The sequence below is a fragment of the Lysinibacillus sp. Bpr_S20 genome, assembly GCF_023337835.1.
In the GTDB taxonomy this organism is placed as follows: Bacteria; Bacillota; Bacilli; order Bacillales_A; family Planococcaceae; genus Lysinibacillus.
Map to the genome: position 1 here is coordinate 138,714 of NZ_JALNLQ010000005.1, position 25,873 is coordinate 164,586.

Sequence of the window (25,873 nt, forward strand, 5' to 3'; positions counted from 1 at the left end):
TAATGTCTCAATATTATACTTTATTAACACCAATAGGCCTTGCAAAAGTAGCAAATGCCCAGGTTACTCAAAGTACTGTTGCTATTACTCAAATCGCGGTCGGTGATGGAAACGGCAGTAGTTACGCCCCTTCAGGTAAAGAAACAACGCTTAAAAATGAAAAATGGCGAGGAGTGGTTACTAGTGTTTCAGTAGATAATTCCAATCCAAATTGGGTAGTTGTGGATGCTATACTACCAGGGAATATAGGAGGGTTCACCCTTCGAGAGGTTGGTTTGTTTGACTCAGATGGTGATTTAATCGCTATTGGTAATTATCCAGACACATATAAACCGGTTGTAGGTGATGGTTCAATAATGGATTTAACTATTAGAACCATTATTGAAGTGAATAACGCATCTAGTGTTACCTTAAAAATAGATCCTAACGTAATTATTGCTTCTCGTCCGTATGTTGATGGAAAAGTAGAAGAAGTTAAAAAAGAGCTTAATTTTCACGCAAATAATAATGAAATACACCTCCAACCTGGTGATCGTGACAAGATTAATGAAGCTTGGCAAAAAGGGGTGTACAACGAAGATGATATCACTAACTTAAAAGAAAATAATGCTAAACACATTGCTTTAAAAGCGTCAAAAACAGTTTACGGACATGTTCTAATTGGCAATGGTATTAACGTTAATGATGGTGTTATAAGTGTACCTGTTATTTCTGATGCCACTACAACACAAAAAGGTATTACTCAATTAAACGACACATTAACGAGTACTAGTACCTCGCAAGCTGCTACAGCAAATGCAGTAAAACAAGTTAATGATAAACTTATTGGAGAATCCACAAAAATAGGAAAAGATTCTTCAGCAAATAGTAAGGGTGGCATATCTATCGGAGCCAATACAAAAGCATCAGGTGTTTACAGTATTGCTATATCGGATTATGCTGAGGCAACATCGGGATGGGGTATCGCAATTGGACAAGCAGCTAGCACCACTGGAGACAGGGGTGTGGCACTAGGAATTGGCGCTGGCGCAAAAGGTGTAAACTCTATAGCTATAGGTGCTAATCCTAGTGCTAACGGGACAGGTTCTATAGCAATAGGAAACAATGTGCAAGCACCTAATAATTATGATGCGATTCTTGGTACTGCTAACAACGTATGGAAAATTGGCGGTTCTCTATCGGTATCAGGAGGTAAAAACTTCGAAATTCCACATCCACATCCAGATAAAAAACATACACATGTTATCCGTCATGGGGCAGTAGAGTCACCAACAACAGGTGATACACTTTACAGATTCTCTGTTGAAATTAATAAGGAAATCGCACATGTTAGCATGTTTGGTGCAGAAAATATTTTAGAATTACCTACAGTAAGGGAAGATGATGTATACCGCTTATCAATTCCTTTGCCAGACTATTGGATATGGCTAAATACTAATGAACAGGTATCAGTAAATCCAGAAAGACATTTTGGTGTAGGTTATGGATATGTCAACAGAGAGAATGAAACATTAGAATTAATAATCAATACACTTAAGAATTATAATGCAATTTTATTTGGTACTCGTAATGATGATAATGTACAAGATTGGTACATTAAGGGCGTAGAACGTGAAATCGGTGAATCATGGTTAGGTGAAACATATGCATTTGAAGTGGATGAAATAACGGAAGTTACTGAATTTGAGGAGGTATTATAATAATGGACATCTTACTAAAGGAATCTAAAATCCAATTTAAAAATCCAACATTAGGTCAGCCTTCACGTGCTGTAGAACAACACTATTATGCTAGACGTATAGTAGCTGTAGTAGATAGTGACGAACGCCAATTTAGGTTTATGAAAACTGAATTACCTTTCGTTGCTACCGAAGAAGATATGGTAACGGCTATCGAAAAGCAATTAAAGGATGTAAGTGATGATGGAAGTAATACTGAATTGAGTTGATGAACGCAAGCTAAGGCTTAGCGTTATTTATTTTGTCTAAATTAAGAGGGAATCCTTTCCTTTTGTCGAATTGTTGAAGACGAAGGGTGGTACATTAATTTGAAAAATGAAAACGAAATAGTTGAAAGTTTTAAAAATTTGATAGGTGAATCAAATTTCAATGTATTAGAGTTTTTTTCGGGAGCAATTGGAGATGTAGCTCCTATAATAAGTAATGTTATGACAAGTTTCAAAATTTACAGACTTAAAAATAGATTAGAAAAGCATGAGAGTAAATTAAAGGAACTTAGTGAAAAGGTAGTTAGCGTTGATGACGAAAAATTCGCTGATTTATTAAAAAAATTCTTATTTCCTGCCATTCTGCAGCAACTCTTGGATGAAGATGAAGATAATAAAACAGGATATTTTCTTGATGGATTTGGAAATGTTATAGACAAAAATATTATAGATCAATCAAGAATTTTGATTTTATATGATATCTTGAGGAATTTACGTTTTGTAGAAATTGAATATTTAATTTCTCTAAGTAGTACGTATAGAAGTTATTATAGAACTTTAATATTTAATAAAAACGAAAATGTTGAAAATACTTTTGATAATATACAATTTTCAAGTTTAAAAATTCCTATAGAATCAAAGTTAGAAAGTTTAGGATTAATTAATACAGGAAAAAGCATATCATATGATGAAATGATGAGGAATTTTAATAACGATCTCAAAAGGCAAAAAAATAGTTTGCCACGGACGAATAGAACTCCTGTTGTAACAATTACACCATTCGGAAATGAATTCCTTAATATGTTTTCACTTCTAGATAAATATAAATAAGTACATTTCTAGTTAGGATACGTTAATTTTACGTGTCCTTTTTAATTAATCTTAATAATAAAATAAGCTTATGCGCTGTGAGAGCAATCGAGATGAGCAATGGTACATGTTGCTGATTCTCGATGCCTCATGGCGTTTTACTTTAGGCAAAGGATTGGTGAAGGCATGGGCGATGAGTTGGTTAGAAATATATACGAAAGATTGGGTGGCATAGAGGCGAAGATTGATGATATAAGAGACATTCGTCAGACTGCAGACAATGCAAAAGATATTGCAGAGGAAGCATTAGCAAGCACAAAAAGTGCACACCATCGATTAAATAAAATCGATAAAATTGTATGGTGGGCTTCCACTACTATTATCGGCGCTGTTATTTTAGGATTATTAGCACTGGTTATCAAAACAAACTAGGGGGATTTAAAAATGGAATTTTTATATGATTACATCATCGAACAGGCGCTTATTGTAGTGCCTGTTTTATTAGTTATCGGACAAGTTTTAAAGAACACACCTAAAGTGCAAGACTGGTTGGTTCCATATATTTTATTACTGTTTGGCGTGATATTTACAATTGGAATTATGGGTATCAATATACAAGCTATTGTACAAGGCGTACTAGTAAGTGGAGCAGCTGTATTCACTAATCAATTATACAAACAATACTCTAGTAAAGAAGGTGAACAAAATGGGCAAAATCATTGATATTTCACATCATCAAGGAGATATTGATTGGTCAAAAGCTAGCAAAGAAGTTGATCTCGCTATCATCCGCACGCAATACGGTACAAGCACTATTGACCGTAAATATGTACGGAATATTTCGGACTGTAAAAAGTTCAAAATACCTTTCGGCGTGTACATTTATGTGACATTCACCAACAAATCTACAGCACTTGCACAAGCAAAAGATTTCTACAATCGAGCGCAAGGATATAATCCGTTATTTTACGTTGTGGACGTTGAAGAATCATTTGGGGCAAATGCAAAGAATATCCAAGAAGGTACTCAAGCATTCATCGACTACCTGAAAGGCAAGGGTGTTAAGGTTGGCTTGTACACTGGTCATCATTTCTATGAACCGTATGGAATGAACAAGATAACTAACTACGATTTCCTTTGGATACCACGCTATAGTACAACTAGTGCTCCTGGATTAAAACCTAAGTATCCTTGCGACTTATGGCAGTTCACAGAGAAGGGTACTGTTGCTGGTATCAAAGGAAATGTTGACTTGAATATGATTAATGGATCAAAGCCATTATCATGGTTTACAAACAACAAAAACGAGGAGGAATTAAGCATGTCACAATATACAGAACTGAAAAACGAAAATAAAAAAATGAAGGAAGAGCTTGTTGAAATCAAAGAATTATTAGGTGGGAAAGCAAATCTAAAATCAGAATCAGCTGTAGCGGCAACGCATAAAGACGCATGGAATTGGGCTATTGAAGAGAAAATCATCAAAGGTGATGGAATTAGCACAAATCCATCCGGAGCTTTAACACGTCAACAAATGGCAACAATGCTCAAACGTTATCACGATAAATGTTTCAAGTAACAGTAAAAGACCAAGATAGCTTAATTGCTGTCTTGGTCATCTAATACAAACGTTTATTTTAAAACCCATCTTCTAATATTTAAAATGATAATTATAATTATTAATACTCCCCATACAACTATAGAATAAAGTATATAATTAGGATTTTCTTTACCTAAAATTGTTTTAAAGATAGTTAATAAACCTGTAAAACCTAATACAATTGTTAAGATCGAACTTATGCTTAATAGCAACAATTCATTGGCATCCTTTTTTTTATCTTTAATAATCTGAATGTCATCCTTAAATAAGTTTAAAAAGTTTACTACCTTATCTTCTAAATCATTAATATTGCTTTTTTCTAAAATTAGTTCGTAAAGGGTTTTAGGACTTCCATCCGTAAAGAAAATTACATCCTTATCATAATTAAATTTTATTGTATTTAGTTGTTTTATCATTCGGTTGTAATCATCAGTGGTTCTATTTTTTGATTCACTAATTTGATTTAGTAAGTCTTTAAGAAAATACTTTTTTACAAATGACATTTCATAAAATTTCACAAAGTTTAAATTTGCAACAAGAAAATGTATTGCGGCATTTCTTTTATATTCATCTTTATAGTAAGGAGAAGTTTTTAATTCCTCAATATTCATTTCAATTAAATTTTTCATTCTTTCACTTCGGAGTGTGAAAACAGAACTATATGAACTACAGTAAAAAGAAAGATCTTTATCATTCCGAATTCTAGAACTTTGTATTTCTTCTGCTCTTTCATTATTTTCAGCTAGCTGTTTATCAGAATTGAATAAGTACTGCCCTATATTAGATTTATATCTAGTATAAAATGCAGAAATATCTTTATAAGGATTTTTAAAAGAACTAAAATCTCCTATACCCCAGCTAACTGAATCAAAATCATCATTTGAATATAAATCCAAGTTAATTAAATTGATAATTCTTTTTTTGTATTCAGCTAGAATATAATCAATATTTATATTTTCGAAGGTTTCTTCTTCCCAATAGTCATCAAAACTATAATATTCTTTATTTTTGTAAAAAGTGACTTCATGGAAACGATTATATCTAGGAGGTGATTCAGATAATAGTAATTGCTTTTCAATGAAATCTTGTACACAAATTTGCAATGATATTATTCCCTCTTTAAAAATTGTAATCATAACATAGTTTAATAGGTACTTTCCGTTATGCTTGATTCTTAAAGGTAACAATATTCGTCTTTCTTGAGAACTGTATCTCGCGGTAGAAGTTAGGCACATTTTCTCAATATCATAGTAAGCTTTATCTACTTGTATAGCGCAATCAAGAAGGTCTTCTTCGTAAAGGTGAATGTTATGGCGTTTAGTTACAACGTTGCCCCCAAATACATGAGAAACCTCTTCTGTTGTACTTAACGAAAAATCGTCTTTTCTTATGAAATCCTTTTTTAGATTGTTAAAGATTGTTTCACTAATTTGATCAGGATTTAGACTAAATATAAAAGATGAGGTTTTCTCAGTTTTAATACCTTCTGACATATATAAAGCATTTTTATATTGTAAGTATTCATTAAATTCTTTATCAACATGTATGTTTTCAGAATCATCATGCAAGGTAGACGTAATAATTATATTTGAGTCGTGTAATTTTTGAACAATCTGATAGTAATTTTCTGGATTGAATTTAATAATTGAATAACCGAATGTATTTTTAAAAATCAAATATAATTACCTCCAAAATAACATAAAGAAATTTAGTATTCTATTCACGTTTAAGTCATTCATTTTCATCTATTCAGTGGCATTGTCTATTTTCATTTCATTTAATACTTGTTTACGTTCCAATATCAATTCCATAAACTCATCTAAATCTTCCTCTAAAGCATGATTTTTGATAAAGCTGCGTGCCCTAGATCGAGCGCTAATATATTTGGCACGCTCCTTATTCTTTTCTTGCCAACGTTTATTTGCTTCGGTTTGCGAATTTTTTTCCAAATTTAACCCTTCTTTCTTTTGAAATATACTACGACATTTAATATCACTAGGATTAAACAAAGTGAGTAAGTGATAATCATGAAGTAATCAAAAAACTTAGGTTCTTTCCAATTAACCATATCTGTCAAAATATAAATGGCGAATGCTAAAGCGCAACATATCCTATGTTTTTCATAATGAGATGGATGTGATAAGATTATAGGGAAGGAGGCGTTAACCTCCTTCTACAGCTTATTTGCGACGTTTCTTTTTTTGCGGGAGGGCGTCGCTTTTGTTTTTTCTTACTTTTCATATCGCTTATGTTTTTCGCTGTACTTGTTACCAAGTTTGCGATTGTTGCGATAGTTACTAGGTAAGCTAGAATCTTATCGTAATCCACTTTGTTCACCTCCTTTCTATACCTTAATTATACTAGTACTAGTATTAAAAGTCAATACTTTCCTCTAATTCCTTCCATTGAAATCAAATATTTTTATTGCAAAAAACGAACACTTGTTCTATTATTTATACAAACGAACGTTCTGTGTAGGAGAGATAACATGGCTACTAAGACAAAAACACCAGCAAAAAAGAAAGAACCAAAGCACTTAGATCGTGATGAGTTTGATTTAAAAGAAATCGCATATGCTTTAACCGAAGCAATGCAAGAATCAAAAAACAAAGTATTTTCTGTCTACAAACGAGATGAGCAGATAACGGGTATGGTCACTAAAATGGATGCAAATACTAAATTAATACATATCAAAGACAAACATATGGATATTCAAAGTACATTTTTTGGACATTTTAAGCGTATCAGAATGTGACTATTAATGGAGAGTGATTGTGATGTTAAAAGACCGCGGATCAATGAAGTGGACAGCAATGATGCTGCCAGAACACTTAGTTGAGATTAAAAAATGGAAAGAAGAACAGTTTCATGATAAAAAGCGAGAATTGACTGAATGGGAACTAGAAGAGATTGAGCAAAAGATACAACGAGCATTTAAATCACAAAAACTAGTTACTCTTACAATGTGGCAAAATAATAATTTACGTGATGAAAAAGGTTTAGTCACTGGTATGGATCCACTCAAAAAGGAATTGATACTGGATGCGGATATATCAGTGAAACGTATTTCATTTAACGATATCCAAGACGCAAAGTTGATAGATGCAGATGATTAAACATACGGAAGAATTATAGATAAAAATCAAATAGGAACTAAAAAAAAAGTCACTCATTTGAAAAATAATGAGTGACTTTTTCTACTTATTGTTCGACATGCTTTTCTAATTCTCTTACATATTCACGTTCGATTTTTCGAGCTTCACTAAAATATTCGTTTGCTGCAGTTATCTTAGAAAAATCACCTATATCTATTGCAGATGCGACTTCGCTAAGTGCAGAGTTTTGTTTATTTAGCATATCAATTAGCATTTCATTGATATCTGCTAATTCTTTATCGACATCTAATGACTCCGCTTGTTCTGTTAATTTCATATTCTTTGGTATAAGCTCATTAACTATTTTAAGACCAAAATCTAGGTCACTTAAAGTTCCATCAGCGGATTGCTGTCGCAATTCATCCCATTCAGCACTAAAGGCAGATAATCCATCCATTATAGGGCCAACATTTTCGATATAATCTTGATACACATTAGTCTCATTATTATTAGTAGATGCTTTTTCAACAGAAGCAGTATCTTTTTTATTTTGCTCTGTTTCATTTTTGTTATCGGAAGAACCACAAGCAGCAAGTCCGAGAGATAGAACTAAAGCAGCGCTAAAAATTAATTTTTTCTTCATTTGTAAAGTAGTCTCCTTTATGTATATGTTCTATTGAATTGTACCAATATTGGTAAGTGTTGTCAGTAGTGTTTTGGAATCGCGATATTTTCGAAATGCTTATAAAAATTCACAAATTCTAAAGTGTGAGTTATAAAGTAGTAGGATTATTCGCTCTATAGGTTAGAAAATAAAAAGTCACTCATTAATTTTTTGAGTGACTTTTTTCTCCTTTGCACCTGCCCGGTGTTATATAATTTTATATTTTTTGTACCCCAGTGTACCCCAATTTGTACCCCAATTAAGTGGGGTACAACGGGTAAAAACGGGGACAACTATTTATTTCCAAATTTATTTTTGAATAAAAATTCAAGATTTTGTAAAATTAAATTTTTGTTTTTTTCTTAATCAATAAAACAAAAACCCCGCCAAATCAATATTTTTACGCTATAATGTAGGACGAGGTGAAGAAAATGTTTGTTAGTGAAAAACAAATCGAAATTCGATATGCTGAGACCGACCAAATGGGCGTGGTGTATCATGCAAATTATATCATTTGGATGGAGATAGGTCGTTCTCAGTTAGTAAATGATGCAGGCTTTGAGTATGCTGAGTTAGAAAAAGATGGTTATGTATCGCCAGTAATGGATTTATCCATTTCTTATAAGGCTGCTTTGCATTATGGCCAAGTGGCAACGGTCCGTACATGGGTGGAAAAACATGATCGTTTACGTACAACATATGGCTATGAAATTTTACATGAAGATGGCACGATTGCGGCGACTGCTCAGTCCGTACATATTCTAGCGCAAAAAGATACGTTACGTCCGGTATCCTTAAGTAAAATTGATCCGGCATGGGATGCGAAATACAAAGAAATCGCTCGCGAAAAGAAATAGGGGAATACAACATGGAACTTTTATTGGCAATCGGTGCAATTATGGCTTGTCTTGGGGTCGTGTTAGGTGCTTTTGGGGCGCATGCACTAAAAGATAAATTTGCGTCACCACACTATGCAGCTATTTGGGAGACTGCTGTGCAATACCATATGTATCATGCATTAGGTTTACTAGGGCTTGGTATTTTATCGAGTGAAGCCCTATTAGGAGCTTCCAGTTTGCTATCTTGGGCAGGATATTTAATGTTCGCAGGAATTGTATTTTTCTCAGGTAGTTTATACGTATTAGCGGTTACAGGTGTGAAAAAGCTTGGAGCGATTACGCCAATCGGCGGTATGTTATTTATCGTTGCATGGGTGTTAGTGGCCATTTCCGCATTTTCTTAAAACGTGAAGATCAACGAAATAATTATAGTACGATCGAGGTAGTTCCTATGGAGCTATCTCTTTTTTATAAAGAAGTGTAAAAAAATGAAACAAATTGTCCTTTTTGTGCGTACTACATAATGATTAGATTATTTTATCTACTTTCAGTGGGTGCCAAATCCCCACTGAAATAGCGAACTCAGGCGAGTGGTTTTGGCCTAAAGCCCCCGGACGCAATTATCCCCGGGGTAAAGTTAATATGATAAAATAAGTGATAAGTATATAAGTTGAAGGTGGGAATAAATATGGGTTTATTAAAAGCAGGAGTTGGCGCATTAGCAGGTGTTCTAGAAGATCAATGGCGTGAATATCTCTATTGTGAGTCACTCACAGCGGATGTTCTTGTGGCAAAGGGTGTTAAACGTACTTCTAAACGAGGTTCAAATAAAGGCAATGACAATATTATTAGTAATGGTTCTATCATTGCTATTAATGAAGGGCAATGTATGATGATTGTCGAGCAAGGGAAAGTAGTGGAGTTCTCTGCGGAGTCTGGAGAATATGTTTATGATACATCTACAGAGCCTTCGATAATGTATGGCAATGATTTGTCCGAAGGCATACTAGAAACATTCAAGCAGATTGGTAAACGCTTTACATTTGGTGGAGAACCTGCGAAAGATCAACGTGTGTATTATTTTAATAAAAAAGAAATCGTAGGCAATAAATATGGGACACCAGCACCGGTTCCTTTCCGTGTTATCGACCGTAATATCGGCTTAGATATTGATATTGCTATTCGTTGTCATGGGGAGTATTCCTATAAAATTGTCGACCCATTATTATTCTATACAAATGTTTGTGGAAACGTTGAGCGTGAATTTACTAGAGATGCAATCGACAGCCAGCTAAAAACGGAGTTGATGACTGCGCTACAGCCTGCTTTTGCACATATTTCAGCAAGCGGGGTACGCTATAGCGAAATACCTGCGCATACGGTTGCTCTAGCAGATGCCCTTAATAAAGTGTTATCAGAGAAATGGCTAGCTACCCGTGGTTTAGCAGTTGTATCCTTTGGTATTAGTTCTTTAAAAGCTTCTGAAGAAGATGAAGCAATGATTAAACAGCTACAACGAAGTGCTGTGATGCGTGATCCAGGTATGGCTGCAGCTCATTTAACAGGTGCTCAGGCAGAGGCCATGATGGCAGCAGCCAAAAATGAAGGTGGAGCAATGACAGGATTTATGGGCATGAACATGGCGACACAGGCAGGTGGTGTTAATGCAGCACAGCTTTACCAAATGAATGAGCAAAATAAACAGACTGCTCAGCAAGGACAAACAGCGACTAACTCAGGTGCATGGATATGTGCATGTGGTAACGATAACACAGGTAAATTCTGCTCAAATTGTGGGACACCAAAACCTGCAGAAGAAGGATGGACTTGTACATGTGGTGCTGTCAACAAAGGCAAATTCTGTAGTGAATGCGGTGCTAAAAAACCTGCAGAAGCATTACAATACGTTTGCGATAAATGTGGTTGGAAGCCAGAAGATCCTGCGAACCCACCAAAATTCTGTCCAGAATGTGGTGATGTGTTTGATGAAAATGATGTTAAGTAAGGAGATGACTAATGATGCCAGCTCAAGACGCTGAAAATGCTAAACAAGTAGACCTTGATTTTGACGCCGAGTGTCCATCATGTAGTGCATCTATTGAATTTAATCCAAAAACCGGAAAGTTAACATGTCCGTATTGTGGCTATGAAACTGAAATTGCAGCCCCAGAAAAACAAGAAGAAAAAGTTGCCCAGGAAATGGATTTTGCAAAGGCTGAAGAACGTGGGAATTTTAACTGGGGTGTCGAGAAAAAAACAGTTATTTGTAAATCCTGTGCAGCAGAAACGATATATGATGCATTACAGGTGGCCGATAGTTGCCCATATTGTGGCTCCAATCAGGTCATGGAGGCAAGTGCTAAAAATACATTAGCGCCGAACGGAGTATGTGCATTTGAACTTACAGATAAGCAAGCGGGAGAGAACTTCCAAAGTTGGATTAAGGGCAAATGGTTTACACCGAGAGCCGCAAAAGAGAGTGCAAAGCCTGATTCATTTAAAGGGGTTTATCTACCTTATTGGACTTTTGATACTAAAACAAGCTCAAGGTATTCTGCAAGTTACGGTAGACATCGCACAGTAACAGATAAAGATGGAAATACCCGAACGGAAACGGATTGGTATACCACAAGTGGCTTTTATCAGGAATTTATTGATGATCACTTAATAAGTGCAACGACCCGTTATGATCGAAATATGATGCGAAAAATAGAACCTTTTAATTTACTCAATAATAAAGCCTATAAACCAGAATATGTTGCTGGCTTTTTATCAGAACGCTACAGTATTGGTTTACAGGACGGGTGGAGTCAGGCGAAGAGAGAAATTTCAAATCACCTGAATACACAAATTACTTCGAAAATACGTTGGGAACATAATGCAGATGTAGTATCTAATTTACACTTCTCAACCACACATGATGATATTACATACAAATATCTAATGCTGCCAATTTGGCTTTCTTCATTCCGTTACAAAGAGAAAGTATACCGCTTTATGGTGAATGGTCAAACAGGTCGAGTAGGTGGGGATGCCCCAATTTCACCATTACGTGTAACGATTGCTGTTATTTTATCAATAATTGCCGTCGCAATTATTTGGTATTTCTTTATGTCAGAATAGTCATGAGCAGTATTCCTGTAGGGTATAATCTATACTTTGGAATACTGCTTTTTTTCTGGGGTGGGGTATACGGCTGAATATTTTTAGGATATAGGATCAAAACCTTTAGTTATCACGGCTTTCATATTGAATGGTTGCATAAGCTATAATGATAAAGGAATTTTGAGGGATTTTTTTACACAGCGATACATGAAAAGTTTAGTGAAGGCAAATAAAGTGACACTAAATAGAAATATGCGTACTTAAAGCAACCTATTTTGTGATAAAGTCGTTATTAGTGATGAGTTGTCAGAAAAAAATTCGCTTTATGGTTTGAAAGTATAAGCAAAAAGCCTATAAAAATAGGGCTAATTAGATTTGTGGAAGTTTGTTAAATTTCAGGACAGATTTATTCCATAAAATAACGCCATGTGAAGTTGCCAATTTACTTGAAACAAACTATTATACAGTCAGAGAGCTTTTTTTCATGATATGAGCTGTGAATGTAATGTTATTCTTGGATAACATCTTGTATGGAGGTTTCGACAATGGATGCAATTGAAGTTTTAACAAATTTAGATCAAATACATGGGTATTTTCAACCTATATTTAGCGCAGATGCGCATACGGTGATTGCCTACGAAATTTCCGGACAGTTACAAATTGAGGGTCAACAAATTAATTTAAAAGATTTTGTGAATAATGAAGATATTCCAGAAGAGTATCGTATAGACATGGAACATAAAATTCTACATGCTGCATTAGCTAAAGTAGAAGAAATCGGACAGGATATTGATATTTATATCCCAAGTAACCCGAACTTACTCATGCAGGATTTTGGTGAAAGTCATTTTAATATTATTCAACACTACATTAGCGAAGAGGATTTACATCGTATTGTATTAGTTGTTTCTGAGCACCGTTTTTTAGGTGACATTCAGAAGTTGCATCATGCGGTACGATACTTTACGACATTTGGCGTCAAAATCGCCGTTCAGGAAGTAGGAGCGGAGAGTCATTTAGAGCATATTGCACTATTATCACCACAAATATTAAAGGTCAATATTCGAGACTTAAATTATGATTCTTGGTCTGCACAGTCAGATATGATTTCAGCAATTGGTAGTCTCGCTTATAAAATTGGCGCAAATCTTTTATTTGAAGGAATCGAAACTGTTTATCAATTACAGTTTGCTTGGAAGAACGGTGGCAGATTTTATCAGGGGCGATACTTAGCAAACCCTGCAATGACATTCGTTGAAAAGGATATTTTAAAGGAGCGTTTTAAGGAAGAGTGCCAGCAGTTTATAACCTCTGAAAAGAAAATTCTAGAGGCGCAGTATTTCGAATTGAAAAAACTAAAAGAGGAACTAGAGGCGGTTGTTCATCGTGTTAAACCTTCCAGTGACAACATTGCACTTCTAGAGAATCTAGCCCAGCTGTTGGATAGTTATTCATTCCGTGTTTATATTTGTAATGAAGATGGCTTCCAACTATCTCCAAACGTAATGCGTATTGAGGGGCAGTGGGAATTACAGCCGAGAGCGATCAATAAAAATTGGAGTTGGCGCCCGTATTTCCTACAAACAATCATTAAAATGCGCAACGATCAAAGCGGAGAAATCTCAGAGCTTTATCGAGATATAGAGACCGGGGAAATTACAAGAACATTTTCGATTGCCATAAACGAGCATGAGTATTTGTTCGTCGATCTTTCGTATGATTACTTATATGAACATAATATTTTTAGATAGTTCAACCATTGCTTATAAAAAATCGGGGTACAAAATAATTTGTACCCCGATTTTTTCACTATTTATTATTTTAAAGGAACTCCAAAACCTAAGGCAGAAGCGATAGACACAATAGAGCTGATAACACCTAGTATGCTCGTTAACTTCTCTAATGGTTTTTTAGCTTTCTCTTTATCTCCATTTTCTATATGAGTTTGAAGAAGTTCAAAATTAGCTTCCGCAATATCTCGCTGTTCATCGGATAGCTGTTGAATTTCTTCGTGAAGCTGTTGTAAAGCATAGATTATGTCATTTGGTTGGCTTGCTATCCCTTGTTGAAGTGTACCATTGTTTTCAATAGTTATATTACCTTTGTTTTCTCCAAAAGTTAGACCACCATATTTACTAGATTCACCCATATAACCATCTCCTAAGATAATAGTTACTTGCCCAAGTTTTGATACTTTCTCTAATAAATGATTAGAATTTTCTTTGGCTAAAATATCAATAATTTCTCTTAAACTCTCAGGTTTATTTTGTTTACTTAACCCGACATTTTCCTTTTTGTTAGTAATTTTTTTTTTGAAAAACTTTGTCTGAAATCCTCACTCAATTCAATAATGGGAATAGCGTTTAAAGGATCATAATTATTTTCTGTACCACAATACTGGCAAGGAATGGAATCAATGTTTTCAAGTTCGGATTTATTAGCGGTTAAAATATTTCTACTACATTCCTCACAGTGAAACTCTAATTTTATAACGAGTGCTTCTTGTTTTTCTAATTCAGATAATGTATCAATAACTACTCCAAGAGGTAAGTTAGTTATTTTTGCAATATAACTATGGTAAAATTTATCAATTTTACTGATAGCAATTGCCTCAAGTGCATTATCTATTTTTTGAGAAATTTCCCATGGCTTTAAATTGCTCAATACTTTTACCTCGCAGAATAAATTTGGTAAATCAATTTTTCTCTAATATAATCTAATACAGGCTCAGACGCAAATACATTGAACTTAAATGTTTTTGTATTGACGCCGATTCGAATAGAATATTCTTGTTTCACACCATCAACACTATGTTCAAATAATATGGATCCCTTTTGTTTGGATAGATAAGGTTCTAAATAATTGTATAATGGCAAACCTCTTAGTTCTCTAATACTGCCTAATCCTATTGTTTCAAGACCACTTAAAAGTAACAAAGTAAAAGGTGTTGTTTCTAAAATGCCTGTAATATCTTCACTATTTAAATTTTGCTCTAAAACTGATAATTCACCACTAGTATAGTATTCGTCAATTGCAGAAAGTATACTCACGATTGATTGACCCTGAGTTTCTTCAAATGTATTAACTGATCCTGCTGGTCTTCCTGTAGCATCAATAAGTCTTCCTTGAAGGATATCAGCTAAAGATTCAAGAGTACCTCCGTATTTCTCTAACAAATCATACTGTTTGAATTCGTATTCTTCCTCAACAATTTTAGCAAACCAAGCAATAATTTTTTTGGCAATAGCTGAACTTGCTCGTACTTCAATTATTCCCTTAACTTCATCTATATAAACTGTTGTAATTTCATGCTTAATGTATTCTCTTCGATTCGTTAAAAAGTAATCGACATTTACCCCTGTTCTATGAATAAATCTTAAATAATATGCTTGTGAACCTTCGATGTCGGCAGCAGCAATAATAGTAGGATCTACAGGAACATTTTTGCTAGTTGGTGTAACTATTGTTTCGAAAGGATTAAATGGCGATTTATCAATTATCCTTTGTTTAAATCCTGTTAAATCAGTTTTATTTGTTACAAGGTACCAAGCTAAAGAAACCGCACCAGAGAAAATATTATTGTTTATCATTTTAAGAACATCGCCTTCAATATGCTCAAAAGAGTCCCACACTCTACTTGCTAATTCATTTACATTGCCTGTTGTTTCTAACTTCATTTTATTACAAATCTCTTTAAGTTGAGTTTTGTTTAATTTATGCAGGTCTTGGGGGAAAATTAAAGATTTAATTGTATTCATTTAACACCCTCCAGAATTATATTCTGTGTTCGATGAAATTATGACGTTTTATTAATAAATATAATATTATATGTATCGAATACCCAGAAAATAACATAAAAGTGTTGTTTGACATGAAATAATATGAATATGGACGTATGGATCACTGTGAATAAAATTAGAAGAAGGAACTATCTGAAAGAGAAAATGCCGCGTTATCAGGTAATAATGAAGTGATGAAATGGTAAATACACCCATAATCGTAATTAAAGAGTCACTCGTACTTTTTATTAGCAACATCTAGATGGAGGACAAAAGGCAAGCTTGATGTCAAATGTCCCCCAATTGAATTACCTTTAAAAACTTTAAACGAAGATGTTATAAAAGGTTGTTTAAAGAATCTCTGTTAATTCGGAGTTTACAAACCTTTGGGCAGCTATAAGAACACCTGAAGCTGTTCTTCCATAAACGCTGTATAATCCGCCAGTTTGATTTGGAACGATTTCTACTTCATATTGAGCTGCATTTCCTACACTTGGCGTGACAAAAGTAGAAGCGTTTGCTGCTACGCTAAATCGAGTTGATGATAGTAATTTTCTTGTACCGTTAAGTCTATAAACATTGACTACTCCGGAAAGAATACCGCCAGTAAGATTAAGAACTTTGATACGAACGCTAGTTGCATTAGATGGTAAATTTCCTGTATTTTCAATTGGACCAGTCGTTAAAGGCAATTAAATTTCACCTCCTTTAATAGAAGTATAATCTGCAGATTACATGTTCATTGTATTCAGGATCTATAGTAAAGCTCTAAACCTTTTAATCAGATTTCTATAAAAATGTAGATATTGATTATTAAATCTTTCCTCTTTACCTATTAAATGAACCATGTTTTTCTACTATTTCGGGAGTGCCACCTAATTTTACTCTATTTGAGAGAGGTTATCAGAGCATGTTCCTTTTATTGAAAGGAGTTCCTATTCTGATATAATTAACGGAGAGAGGATGATAAGAATGAGTAAAAATATTGTTGTTATAACAGGGGCTGGCAGTGGTTTAGGTGCAGCACTTGCTAAAAAATATTCGACGTTAGGTTATCACATTTGTTTACTTGGTAGAACGAAATCAAAGCTTGAGAATACGGCTAAAACGTTAGCAAATGGCTATTCTATCTATGAGGTTGATGTTGCTTCAAAGCAAATGGTCGGTGAAATAATTCATTCTATACAAGATGAATTTGGGTCCATTCCATTACTAATAAATAATGCGGGTGTTGGCTATTTTGATCTAGCTGAAAACTTGGAAGAAGATGCCATTCATCAAATGATTGATATTAACCTAAAAGGAACAATTTTTTGCTCACAAGAAGTACTAAAAGGTATGAAAGAACGTAATGAAGGAACAATCGTCAATATTGTTTCTACAGCTGGCTTAGAAGGAAAAGTAACGGAATCGGTTTATAGTGCTAGTAAATTTGGTGTGCGAGGATTTACTGAGAGTCTAGCACTAGAATTACGCGAAACATCCATTAATGTATGTGCTGTATACATGGGTGGTATGAGAACAGAGTTTTGGGACGGGATTTTTTCTGAGGAAAAAACTAAAACATTAATGGACCCTAATGACATCGCAGATATTATTATGAATAATATTAAACCAAGAAAAGCGTTAGCTGTAACTGAGGTTGTCATTAAAAATCAACGATAACATAATGATCTGAAAAAAGATGACCAGGCACTGCATTTGAGCCTGGTCTTTTACTATTTCGTAAAAATTACTAAGATACAGTAAATGTCCTTTATTTTTGTTTTGTTTAACATATAGCCTATTTTTTTGAAAAGTTGCTACAGTGAAAAATGCCATTGATTTGCTACTATTTAATGGGAAAAGTACTTCGTATTGAAACGTCATAATATTGAGATTCGTAGACAGACAGATTCCCAGCGGAAGTACACATTGAACTCCCATTTGTTCAATCAACAATTGTTTTAGCTTTAGGTAAATGGAAATATTTATCCATATGGATGGGATATGAGATATTATTGAATTAATAGTGCTAGTTTAGGAGGGGTTATATTGAGTGATGATAATAAAAAGGGGATAGTGTTCTCGATTATATTCGGTAGTTTAGCCATTTTAATTGTAGTGTTTCTATTGTCTTTTGCGTTTTTTGGCAAAGAAATACTAGACGCGTTATTTAATAATGGGGATTTCTAGCCTAGACTAGTGGATTTGCTTTTTTAATTCTCCGACTGTTATACACATATCTCCACATTATTGAAAGCCTCCTGAAAATCCATTATTTTCAACTATGTTTTGTATTTTCAAGAGAGCAACAATCTATACGAAAAAAGCCAAAACATAAAATGCAATTCATATTTCGATGAAAATTGAAATGTTTCTCTTGTACTATAAAAATTGAAAGTACGAATAGGAGGAGAAAAAATGACTCAAATTGCTACTACAGAAATGATTCATCCCAAAATTCTATACTACGGGACACCAGTGATTTTATTAACTACACTGAATGAAGATGATACCGTGAATATTAGCCCGCTTTCGTCATCATGGGCTTTAGGAGATTGTATAATTTTAGGAATTGGGCTTGGGGGAAAAGCCATTGAAAACTTAGAACGTCATCCTGAATGTGTTATTAATGTCCCAAGCCCTTCATTATGGGAGAACGTAGAAAAATTAGCGCCATTTACAGGGAAAAATCCCGTTCCTGAATTTAAGAGAGCGAATGGATTTACATTTGAAAAAGAAAAATATGAAATTAGTAACTTAACACCAACCGAGTCTAAATCAGTAAAGCCTTCAAGAATTGCAGAGTGTCCAATTCAACTTGAGGCAAAGGTAAAATATATTCGAATCCCTGAGTATGCCTCTTTTTTTGCCATTGCCGAGACACAAGTTTTACATGTCCATGCCCATAAGGAAATTATTGTTGAAGAAAATTATATTGATCCAAATAAATGGAGCCCACTTATTTATAATTTTCGACATTATTTTGGACTTGGTCATGAGTTGGGGAAAGCTTTTAGAGCAGAAATTTAAAGTCCAATAGTGATCATCAAAAAGATTAGCTCTCATTTTTTAAAATGGGTGACTGATCTTTTTGTGTTTGTTCAAAATTTCCTGTTAAGTCGATAAAAGAACTGTACGTTACAAAACTGTCACGATGTGATGCTTTTAGTCATGTAAAACGATAGTTATGGTGGAAATTTCTTGATATAGTTAGCGAAGTTGTCAAGGAATTTTTTTAAACCTTGTACCTAGCTTAAAGGAGAAAAGAAAATGAAACGCTCATTAAAAATCTATCTGTTTATAATTTCTATGATTGTAGCCTTAGGTAGTTTAATGCCCACAATAGCAAATGCAGATGAAAAAACTCAAAAGATTGATCAATTTATTAAAGAGCAAATGGCAATAAGTAAAATTCCAGGGGTATCATTAGTAATTGTAGAAAAGGGAAAAACGGTTTACGAAAAAGGCTTTGGATACGCCGATGTTCAGTCGAAAACCCCTGTTACCCCTAAAACATTATTTGAACTAGGATCTACATCGAAAGCATTCACCGGACTAGCCATTCTACAACTGGAAAAGGAAGGGTTACTTAAGCGGTCTGATGATGTCCAAAAGTATATCCCATGGTTTAAGTTAAAATATAATGGGAAGTCTCAGCTAATTACGATAAATCAGTTACTGTATCATACAAGTGGAATAGCTACTAACACAATATCTAATATCCCAAAAAGTAACGAACCAAATGCCCTTGAGTTAACTGTGAAAAAATTGCTTGATCAGCCATTAAATAGACAACCAGGTAGCTCATTTGAATACGCAACAATCAATTATGATGTTTTAGGACTCGTTATTGAAAAGGTTTCAAAACAACCCTTTGATACGTATATCAAACAGCAACTACTAAAGCCAATCTCTATGAATGATACAGTTGTTGGAATTCATCAAGTTAACTCAAATGAAATGGCCACGGGATATAAAATAGGACTGATGAGAGAGCAGGCATATACACCACCGATCTATCGTGGAAATGTACCTGCAGGATATGTAATAAGTAACACAAGTGATATAGCAAAATGGTTAAAGCTACAGTTAGGAAATAGCCAAAATGAAACGATTGATTATAAAATTATTCAAGAATCGCATATCCCAGATCAATCTGTAGAGCCTTTCGATAAGGACACATACTATGCAAGTGGATGGGGAGTTATGGGAAAAGAAGAACAATATATATCCCATGCTGGTGAAAATCCCACATTCTCATCTTATTTCATCATACAGCCCAATGAACAATTAGGAGTAGCCGTATTATCCAATATGAACTCGAGTTATACAACTGCGATTGGGCAAGGTGTGATAGATTTGTGGGAAGGGAAAACAATAAATACTATTCATTCTGACATCTTTCAGAATTTGGATAAAATTATTTCACTTATATGTGTTGTTGTTGTAGGCTTGGGGATGTTTTTAAGTATTCAATTGCTTACAACCTTAAGGGAAATTGTTAAAAAACAACGAATTAGAGTGTCTTTAAATCGTAAAAGAACTTTTTTATTAATCTTTCATTCTTTAAGTGTTGCCATCATTTTTGCACTTATCATTTTGTTTCCGAAACTACTACCAGAGAAATCAAATTGGGACTTTATTAAAGTATGGGGCCATCTTCAATTACGGTGTTACTTTATAGTGTTATCGTGTCAGCTGTGCTTTATTGTTTATTAGGGTTAGTTAAGATTTTTACGAAAACGGAAAAAGATTAAAAACGTAGAGAATTTGATTGTTTTATGAAAAATATGGTAATATGAAAGTATCTTTAGGTGAAAGGAGAGAATCCAAATGAAAAAAAGATCATTACGTTTTTTAAGTATGGGTATTGGGTTCTCAACTGCTGTTTTTTTCTAAAATTTAGTTAACAGGGACAAGTCTGCCCTTTTTTAGAAAAATAAAATAAAAACCTAGAGGAGATTAATCATGAATAATAAAATAACACGTAAAAATCCAATCCAAGTACCTAGCCCTGTTGGCAATTACAGTCATCTTACAATAATCCCAAAGGATGCAACAATATACGCATTATCTGGACAAATTGGAGTTGGGATAAACGGTGAATTGCCATCATCACTAACAGAGCAGGTTCAGAATACATTAAAAAATATTCAATTAATATTAGAAGCAGAGGGACTTAACGCAGATAATGTGGTGAAGGCCAACATTTGGGCAACAGAAGAAATAAATTGGGATGACTTCTATCAACAATGGGAAACAATGTTTGGAAAACCTTATCCTTCTATGACGATAGCGTATATTACTGCTTTAGGACTCCCAGACATTAAATTAGAAATTGATATTTGGGCTGCTAAATAGTAAAGTAACCGACAAAATCTTAAATGATCTTGTCGGTTTTTTTGTGAAGGAGGGATTATGATCTGAAAAAAAGGCCACTATTCCTAAGCAGAAAGTGACCAAAATAAATATTTTATGATGGGGGTGTGTTTCTTGCCCAACGTAGGAGGCAAGATGGAAGCAAATTAGGTACACTACCATTTTATGCAGAAGAAAAGATTAATGTTAGGTGTTTGCCTTTTTCTAAAATAAGATCTATGTTTTCATTCGTTTGTTTAATTCAATTGGTTCCTTTTTCACTCCCCATGAAGTGGTCCTTCGAGTAGAAATGAATGTATATAACATTAATCATTTTCTGGATACATAGATAAAATTCCTTTTGCTTGCTGTCTTATAATATTAATTAATTCTTTTGGTTCTACAATTTGAGCATGCATACCTAGTCGATAAAAAATGGAGCTAATAAAATTAAGCTCACCCTTGTCTATAATGGCATCAATAAAGCCGGTGCCATCTTCTTTTATCGTGACCAAATCTTCAAGGTTCGGATCGCTTTTGCATTGTCGTACACCTTCTCTTGATAATAATACATTTAAATGGATAGGTTGTTTAAGTTCATATTCACTACTAAACCACTCCTGCAAATTTACAAATACCTCTTGGTTTTCTTCGCTCTCTATAATGGAAATAATACGATCTACACGAAACAGTAATATTTTTTGTTTTGTGAAATCAAAGGCAGGCATATACCATAATCCATCATGAGCATACGCACCAATTGGATGGATATGTTTTGTAGTTGTACCTGATTTTGATTCATAGTGAATATGTAGATTTTTGTTTTCAATGGCAGCCTCTAAAACGGCTTTCAATAAAGGTGTTTCAATCGCTCGTTTAGGATTCCAAAATGCAATGTAGGATTGAAGTTTATCCACTTTCTGCTTTGCTTCCTCCTGAAGCGAGCTATAAAGCTTTTGAGAAACGGATTTTATTTCTGTATTAAAAGGCAAATCACGGTAATAATGAAGAGATTGGAACGCAAAGAAAATCGAAACAGCCTCATCTTCTGTAAATAAAATAGGCGGTAGGAGTCTGCTCGATAGAACTGTATAGCCACCGTTTCGTCCTTGTTCTGCGTAAATAGGCAAACCCATATCACTTAAATCTAAAATATATCGATGAACAGTACGAATTGATATATTGAATTCATCCGCAACTTCCTGTGCAGTAAATTTCTTTTTTGCGCTCACAAATACAAGGATATCTAATAGACGTTTTGCTTTTGACACTTTTCTTCACCTTTTTTCATTTAATCATGCCAGTAGTTGTCATGTTTATTGTTTAGTATAGATCTTGTTCAGGAGTTTTTCAAAAGAGAAAAGGAGATGACGGTATGTCACGAGAAATCATTTTATATATTGCAACTAGTTTGGATGGATATATTGCGAAAGAGAATGATGATTTACAATGGCTAGAAGAGGCAGAGGGGGAAGGGGATGCTGGGTATTCAGATATGTACCAATCCATTGATACCATTATTATGGGTAAAAGAACGTATGATTGGGTTGTAGATCATATTGAGCCTTTTCCATATCTCGATAAGAAATGTTATGTCTTCTCAACTTCACTAAGTGGACAAAACGAACACGCTGAGTTTGTGAATGAGGATGTTGTAGCATTTACGAAAAGATTAAGGGAACAGAAAGGCTCAAAAATTTGGATGGTTGGTGGAGCAGGAATACTTGATGCCTTTATGAAGGAACAGTTAATAGATGAAATAATTATTACGGTTACACCGCATCTATTAGGTTCTGGCATTCCGTTGTTTAAGGCTAATAATCCATATCAGGATCTGGAGTTAGTCAATACCCAACGCTTTGGGCAAATGGTGCAAATGCATTATAAAGTGAAGAAAGAGGCTTGATGAATAGCATAAAAGGTTGTTTTTACTCCGAATTTGCGGTTTTCATGTGCTTGGTTCTATGAAATGGAAAAAAGAGGCTTCATCATTTAGCCTCTTTTTCTGTCATTAGGAAAGTGAACGATAGATTTCACCCATGATTCCTTTCATTTGATGCATTCCAGTATCAGTATTCGTCATCATCACAATCCCTTGTTCAAGGTTTGGATAGGCGACTAGCATACATTGATACCCAACACCCCAGCCAAGAGAGGAAAACTCAAGGTTGTCACCCTTGCCATCTAGAAAAACGCCGAGACCTGTCCATTCTTTACATCCATGTGAGCGGAATAGTTCTTTTACTTGTTTGGAAGTAATGCCGATTTTACTTTGTCCTTTACTAGCATTCATGATATCCAGTAATAATATGGTTAAATCGCTTGGGGTAGTCCATATTCCACAAGCAGCAAGATAAGGATATATAGAATATTTCCCTGGAATTAACGCTCCATGTTGATCATGGCCACAAGCAAAATTATTGATAGTTGATGTTGAAAGAGAGGTAGAAAATGTACTGTTTGTCATACATAATGGTTTAAATATGAAATTGTCCATAAGTTGAGAAAAAGGTTTTTGCGTTATATCTTCTAGTAATAATTGGATAATACAAAAGCCTGCATCAGAATAGTGAAATTCACTTTCAGGTTCATACGTCACTTCAATGGTAGTAGGGCAATAAGGCGTTTGACCATTTAATATTTCTACTATGGATGGTATTTTGTTGAAAGATTCTAGTTCCATAAAACTGCCCTCAGGGTCCATAATACCCGATTGATGACATAGTAAGTTGCGCAATGTAACTTTTTTATGCTTGGTCAAATGATTGTCAGGAACCGCCCATGAAACTAGCTTTTTATTAACATCTTCATCTAAATCCACAATCCCTTGTTCTACTAATTTCATTACTAAAATACTTGTTAGAAACTTACTGATCGAACAAGCATTAAAAATGGAGTGCTCATCCACTATTTTATCGGTACCTGCTTCTAGAACACCAAAATGCTGCTTCTTACTGATTTTGCCCTTTTCGATAGCTATCATGCTTAAACCTGCTATACGGTAATGCTCCATACGTTCTTGAATGTTTATCATCTAGTAAGCTCCTAGTTTTTTCTTCATTATAGCAGAGTGTGGGGAACTGGTGTTTGTGAAATGGGTTATTTTTTAAAAATTAAATAGAATGACTTAGTCAAACAAAAAAGAGAAATCGAACAATCAGGCCATATTCTTGAATAACCGATTAGACTGTATACCAAAGATATTGTGAACAAATCTACATAAGCTAACAGGGCAGAATAGTTGAAGAAAAAAAGGAATTTTAGTTCTATTGTTGAAATTAGTCATTAAAGAACATTAGATAAGCTAAGGAGAATGAGAATGCAGAAAAATGGACAGTTAAAGGTATACAACCTAAATGAACTAATAAAAGACCAAAGTGACTACACAAATTTTATTGTAAGTGAAGTAAATGATCACGCTCTTAGAATAGCTGTGATAAATGGAGAATTTCACTGGCATAAACACGAGAATTGCGATGAGTTATTTTATGTATTAGAAGGTGAACTTTTCATAGACTTAGAAAACACTGAAACAGTTTCATTGAAACCTGGAGAAATATTTACTGTACCTGCCAATACAATGCATCGGACTCGTTCAAACGAAAGGACAGTTAATATGTGTTTTGAAAAGACAAGTAATGATATTAAAGGGAGCAACGGTCAAGTATAAACAATCAATGGTGTTTTTCAAGAATAATACTTAAAATACGGAGTGTAGAATTAACAATGATTAAAGCTGCTATATTTGATTTGGATGGAACTTTATTAAATAGAGATGAATCTGTAAAAATGTTTATTGACAGACAATACGATAGATTGTCTAAACTAATAGGGCATATCCCAAAAGAAAAGTATGTGACAAGATTTATAGAATTGGATAACCGTGGATATGTTTGGAAAGATAAAGTATATCAACAATTAGTCAATGAATTTGATTTTGTTAATTTAACTTGGGAAGAATTACTTCAAGATTATCTTAGTGAATTTAAGAATAACTGTATTCCTTTTCCTAATCTCATTAGAATGTTGGAGGAATTGAAATGTAACAATCTTCTTTTGGGAATGATTACAAATGGATACGGTCAATTTCAGATGGATAATATTACGGCTTTAGGTATAGATAAATATTTTGATGTTATTTTAGTATCTGAATGGGAAGGAATTAAAAAGCCAGATCCGCGAATATTTAACAAAGCATTAGAGAAACTTAATGTTTCTGCCAACGAAAGTATATTTATGGGGGACCATCCTAAAAATGACGTTATAGGTGCTAAGAAAGTAGGAATGAAAGGTATTTGGAAGAAAAACTTTCAATGGGATAATGTCGATGCGGATTATATAGTGGACGATTTAATGGAATTACCTCCCGTTATTGAAAATTTAAATAAATCTTACTAACTAATTGGGTTCTTTACTTGAAGAACATTCGTTGAGCTGTACAGTCGAATATTAATAGTTTGCTTAAAAAAATGATATCCTATTATGATAATGAGGGGGAGCGAAATGAGAAAGTTAGTTTTATTTAATTTTATTATTTTGTTTGATAGTTATTTTTGTAAGCTATCAATATTTCAACTTAGAGTCTAGAAAAGCTGTTGCCTATTTTTATGTTGAAAACTATATAAACTAACTATGGAGTTAAAAAAGATAACTTAATTTCTGTAAAAATTAACTATAGAGTAGGGATGGGTTT

31 protein-coding genes are annotated in these 25,873 nt (G+C 34.1%); 21 read left to right on the forward strand and 10 right to left on the reverse strand.

Annotation, left to right across the window (positions count from 1 at the left end; translation table 11 throughout):
* Positions 1-2 precede the first annotated feature (2 nt).
* The 6 genes from MWJ95_RS14480 (at position 3) to MWJ95_RS14505 (ending at position 4,334) form a co-directional block, all read left to right on the forward strand.
* Complete coding sequence (locus tag MWJ95_RS14480; protein ID WP_249106310.1) at positions 3-1,700, forward strand: phage tail-collar fiber domain-containing protein; 1,698 nt, start codon at positions 3-5, stop codon at positions 1,698-1,700.
* Between the two features lie 2 nt (positions 1,701-1,702).
* On the forward strand, positions 1,703-1,948 hold the full coding sequence (locus tag MWJ95_RS14485; protein ID WP_249106312.1) for a hypothetical protein: 246 nt from the start codon (positions 1,703-1,705) through the stop codon (positions 1,946-1,948).
* A 99-nt stretch (positions 1,949-2,047) separates the two neighbouring features.
* Positions 2,048-2,776 carry a hypothetical protein gene (locus MWJ95_RS14490; RefSeq protein WP_249106314.1) on the forward strand — a complete coding sequence of 243 codons (729 nt, stop codon included), beginning with the start codon at positions 2,048-2,050 and terminating at the stop codon, positions 2,774-2,776.
* 165 nt (positions 2,777-2,941) lie between these two features.
* A complete protein-coding gene (locus MWJ95_RS14495; RefSeq protein WP_249106315.1) occupies positions 2,942-3,187 on the forward strand; it encodes a hemolysin XhlA family protein in 246 nt (81 codons plus the stop codon).
* 12 nt (positions 3,188-3,199) lie between these two features.
* A complete protein-coding gene (locus tag MWJ95_RS14500; RefSeq protein ID WP_249106317.1) occupies positions 3,200-3,478 on the forward strand; it encodes a phage holin family protein in 279 nt (92 codons plus the stop codon).
* The gene (locus tag MWJ95_RS14505; protein ID WP_249106326.1) at positions 3,462-4,334 is read left to right on the forward strand and encodes a GH25 family lysozyme; all 873 of its coding nucleotides are present in this window, start codon (positions 3,462-3,464) and stop codon (positions 4,332-4,334) included. The genes MWJ95_RS14500 and MWJ95_RS14505 overlap by 17 nt, the downstream gene beginning before the upstream one ends.
* A 53-nt stretch (positions 4,335-4,387) precedes the next feature.
* Here MWJ95_RS14505 and MWJ95_RS14510 read toward each other — a convergent pair whose 3' ends face one another.
* The 3 genes from MWJ95_RS14510 to MWJ95_RS14520 all read right to left on the reverse strand — a co-directional run bounded on the left by MWJ95_RS14510 (position 4,388) and on the right by MWJ95_RS14520 (position 6,683).
* Positions 4,388-6,031 (reverse strand): hypothetical protein, encoded by a 1,644-nt coding sequence (locus MWJ95_RS14510; RefSeq protein WP_249106328.1) that lies wholly within the window; start codon positions 6,029-6,031, stop codon positions 4,388-4,390.
* 69 nt (positions 6,032-6,100) lie between these two features.
* Positions 6,101-6,304: a hypothetical protein gene (locus MWJ95_RS14515; RefSeq protein ID WP_249106329.1), complete on the reverse strand. Its 204-nt coding sequence runs from the start codon at positions 6,302-6,304 to the stop codon at positions 6,101-6,103.
* Positions 6,305-6,500: 196 nt separating this feature from the next.
* Complete coding sequence (locus MWJ95_RS14520; protein WP_249106331.1) at positions 6,501-6,683, reverse strand: hypothetical protein; 183 nt, start codon at positions 6,681-6,683, stop codon at positions 6,501-6,503.
* Between the two features lie 160 nt (positions 6,684-6,843).
* On the opposite strand from MWJ95_RS14520, the gene MWJ95_RS14525 reads away from it, so the two are divergent.
* Both MWJ95_RS14525 and MWJ95_RS14530 read left to right on the forward strand, forming a co-directional pair.
* Entirely contained in the window at positions 6,844-7,110 is a 267-nt protein-coding gene (locus MWJ95_RS14525; protein ID WP_249106333.1) for a hypothetical protein, read from the forward strand.
* Between the two features lie 22 nt (positions 7,111-7,132).
* A complete protein-coding gene (locus MWJ95_RS14530) occupies positions 7,133-7,471 on the forward strand; it encodes a YolD-like family protein (protein ID WP_249106551.1) in 339 nt (112 codons plus the stop codon).
* Positions 7,472-7,556: 85 nt separating this feature from the next.
* Here MWJ95_RS14530 and MWJ95_RS14535 read toward each other — a convergent pair whose 3' ends face one another.
* Positions 7,557-8,093 (reverse strand): hypothetical protein, encoded by a 537-nt coding sequence (locus MWJ95_RS14535; protein WP_249106334.1) that lies wholly within the window; start codon positions 8,091-8,093, stop codon positions 7,557-7,559.
* 452 nt (positions 8,094-8,545) lie between these two features.
* Between MWJ95_RS14535 and MWJ95_RS14540 the strand changes: the two genes are divergently transcribed.
* The 5 genes from MWJ95_RS14540 to MWJ95_RS14560 all read left to right on the forward strand — a co-directional run bounded on the left by MWJ95_RS14540 (position 8,546) and on the right by MWJ95_RS14560 (position 13,809).
* Positions 8,546-8,971, forward strand: a complete 426-nt coding sequence (locus MWJ95_RS14540; protein ID WP_249074584.1) for an acyl-CoA thioesterase — start codon at positions 8,546-8,548, stop codon at positions 8,969-8,971.
* An 11-nt stretch (positions 8,972-8,982) separates the two neighbouring features.
* Entirely contained in the window at positions 8,983-9,357 is a 375-nt protein-coding gene (locus tag MWJ95_RS14545; protein WP_249074585.1) for a DUF423 domain-containing protein, read from the forward strand.
* A 284-nt stretch (positions 9,358-9,641) separates the two neighbouring features.
* Complete coding sequence (locus MWJ95_RS14550; RefSeq protein ID WP_249106336.1) at positions 9,642-10,958, forward strand: SPFH domain-containing protein; 1,317 nt, start codon at positions 9,642-9,644, stop codon at positions 10,956-10,958.
* A 14-nt stretch (positions 10,959-10,972) separates the two neighbouring features.
* Entirely contained in the window at positions 10,973-12,076 is a 1,104-nt protein-coding gene (locus MWJ95_RS14555) for a TFIIB-type zinc ribbon-containing protein (RefSeq protein WP_349294149.1), read from the forward strand.
* Between the two features lie 527 nt (positions 12,077-12,603).
* Positions 12,604-13,809, forward strand: a complete 1,206-nt coding sequence (locus MWJ95_RS14560; protein ID WP_249106340.1) for an EAL domain-containing protein — start codon at positions 12,604-12,606, stop codon at positions 13,807-13,809.
* A gap of 65 nt (positions 13,810-13,874) precedes the next feature.
* Here MWJ95_RS14560 and MWJ95_RS14565 read toward each other — a convergent pair whose 3' ends face one another.
* From MWJ95_RS14565 to MWJ95_RS14580, 4 genes are all read right to left on the reverse strand, one after another.
* Positions 13,875-14,207 carry a hypothetical protein gene (locus MWJ95_RS14565; protein ID WP_249074589.1) on the reverse strand — a complete coding sequence of 111 codons (333 nt, stop codon included), beginning with the start codon at positions 14,205-14,207 and terminating at the stop codon, positions 13,875-13,877.
* Between the two features lie 125 nt (positions 14,208-14,332).
* Positions 14,333-14,722 carry a hypothetical protein gene (locus MWJ95_RS14570; protein WP_249074590.1) on the reverse strand — a complete coding sequence of 130 codons (390 nt, stop codon included), beginning with the start codon at positions 14,720-14,722 and terminating at the stop codon, positions 14,333-14,335.
* Between the two features lie 5 nt (positions 14,723-14,727).
* Positions 14,728-15,816 carry an SAP domain-containing protein gene (locus MWJ95_RS14575; RefSeq protein ID WP_249106343.1) on the reverse strand — a complete coding sequence of 363 codons (1,089 nt, stop codon included), beginning with the start codon at positions 15,814-15,816 and terminating at the stop codon, positions 14,728-14,730.
* A 371-nt stretch (positions 15,817-16,187) separates the two neighbouring features.
* Positions 16,188-16,529, reverse strand: a complete 342-nt coding sequence (locus tag MWJ95_RS14580; protein ID WP_249074592.1) for an ATPase — start codon at positions 16,527-16,529, stop codon at positions 16,188-16,190.
* A gap of 280 nt (positions 16,530-16,809) precedes the next feature.
* Between MWJ95_RS14580 and MWJ95_RS14585 the strand changes: the two genes are divergently transcribed.
* From MWJ95_RS14585 to MWJ95_RS14605, 5 genes are all read left to right on the forward strand, one after another.
* Positions 16,810-17,502, forward strand: coding sequence for an SDR family oxidoreductase (locus MWJ95_RS14585; protein WP_249106345.1), 693 nt, complete (start codon positions 16,810-16,812; stop codon positions 17,500-17,502).
* A 369-nt stretch (positions 17,503-17,871) separates the two neighbouring features.
* On the forward strand, positions 17,872-18,012 hold the full coding sequence (locus MWJ95_RS14590; protein WP_249074594.1) for a hypothetical protein: 141 nt from the start codon (positions 17,872-17,874) through the stop codon (positions 18,010-18,012).
* Between the two features lie 228 nt (positions 18,013-18,240).
* The gene (locus MWJ95_RS14595) at positions 18,241-18,852 is read left to right on the forward strand and encodes a flavin reductase family protein (protein ID WP_249106347.1); all 612 of its coding nucleotides are present in this window, start codon (positions 18,241-18,243) and stop codon (positions 18,850-18,852) included.
* 240 nt (positions 18,853-19,092) lie between these two features.
* Positions 19,093-20,541 (forward strand): serine hydrolase domain-containing protein, encoded by a 1,449-nt coding sequence (locus MWJ95_RS14600; protein ID WP_349294147.1) that lies wholly within the window; start codon positions 19,093-19,095, stop codon positions 20,539-20,541.
* Positions 20,542-20,790: 249 nt separating this feature from the next.
* Positions 20,791-21,183, forward strand: coding sequence for a RidA family protein (locus MWJ95_RS14605; protein ID WP_249074597.1), 393 nt, complete (start codon positions 20,791-20,793; stop codon positions 21,181-21,183).
* 323 nt (positions 21,184-21,506) lie between these two features.
* On the opposite strand, the gene MWJ95_RS14610 is transcribed toward MWJ95_RS14605, so the two are convergent.
* Positions 21,507-22,451, reverse strand: coding sequence for a helix-turn-helix transcriptional regulator (locus MWJ95_RS14610; RefSeq protein ID WP_249074598.1), 945 nt, complete (start codon positions 22,449-22,451; stop codon positions 21,507-21,509).
* A 104-nt stretch (positions 22,452-22,555) separates the two neighbouring features.
* On the opposite strand from MWJ95_RS14610, the gene MWJ95_RS14615 reads away from it, so the two are divergent.
* Positions 22,556-23,086, forward strand: coding sequence for a dihydrofolate reductase family protein (locus tag MWJ95_RS14615; RefSeq protein WP_249106349.1), 531 nt, complete (start codon positions 22,556-22,558; stop codon positions 23,084-23,086).
* A gap of 105 nt (positions 23,087-23,191) precedes the next feature.
* Here the strand turns inward: MWJ95_RS14615 and MWJ95_RS14620 are convergent, their stop codons facing one another.
* Complete coding sequence (locus MWJ95_RS14620) at positions 23,192-24,214, reverse strand: serine hydrolase domain-containing protein (protein WP_249106351.1); 1,023 nt, start codon at positions 24,212-24,214, stop codon at positions 23,192-23,194.
* Positions 24,215-24,499: 285 nt separating this feature from the next.
* Between MWJ95_RS14620 and MWJ95_RS14625 the strand changes: the two genes are divergently transcribed.
* Complete coding sequence (locus tag MWJ95_RS14625; protein ID WP_249106354.1) at positions 24,500-24,850, forward strand: cupin domain-containing protein; 351 nt, start codon at positions 24,500-24,502, stop codon at positions 24,848-24,850.
* Positions 24,851-24,906: 56 nt separating this feature from the next.
* Positions 24,907-25,578, forward strand: a complete 672-nt coding sequence (locus MWJ95_RS14630; RefSeq protein ID WP_249106356.1) for an HAD family hydrolase — start codon at positions 24,907-24,909, stop codon at positions 25,576-25,578.
* Positions 25,579-25,873 lie beyond the last annotated feature (295 nt).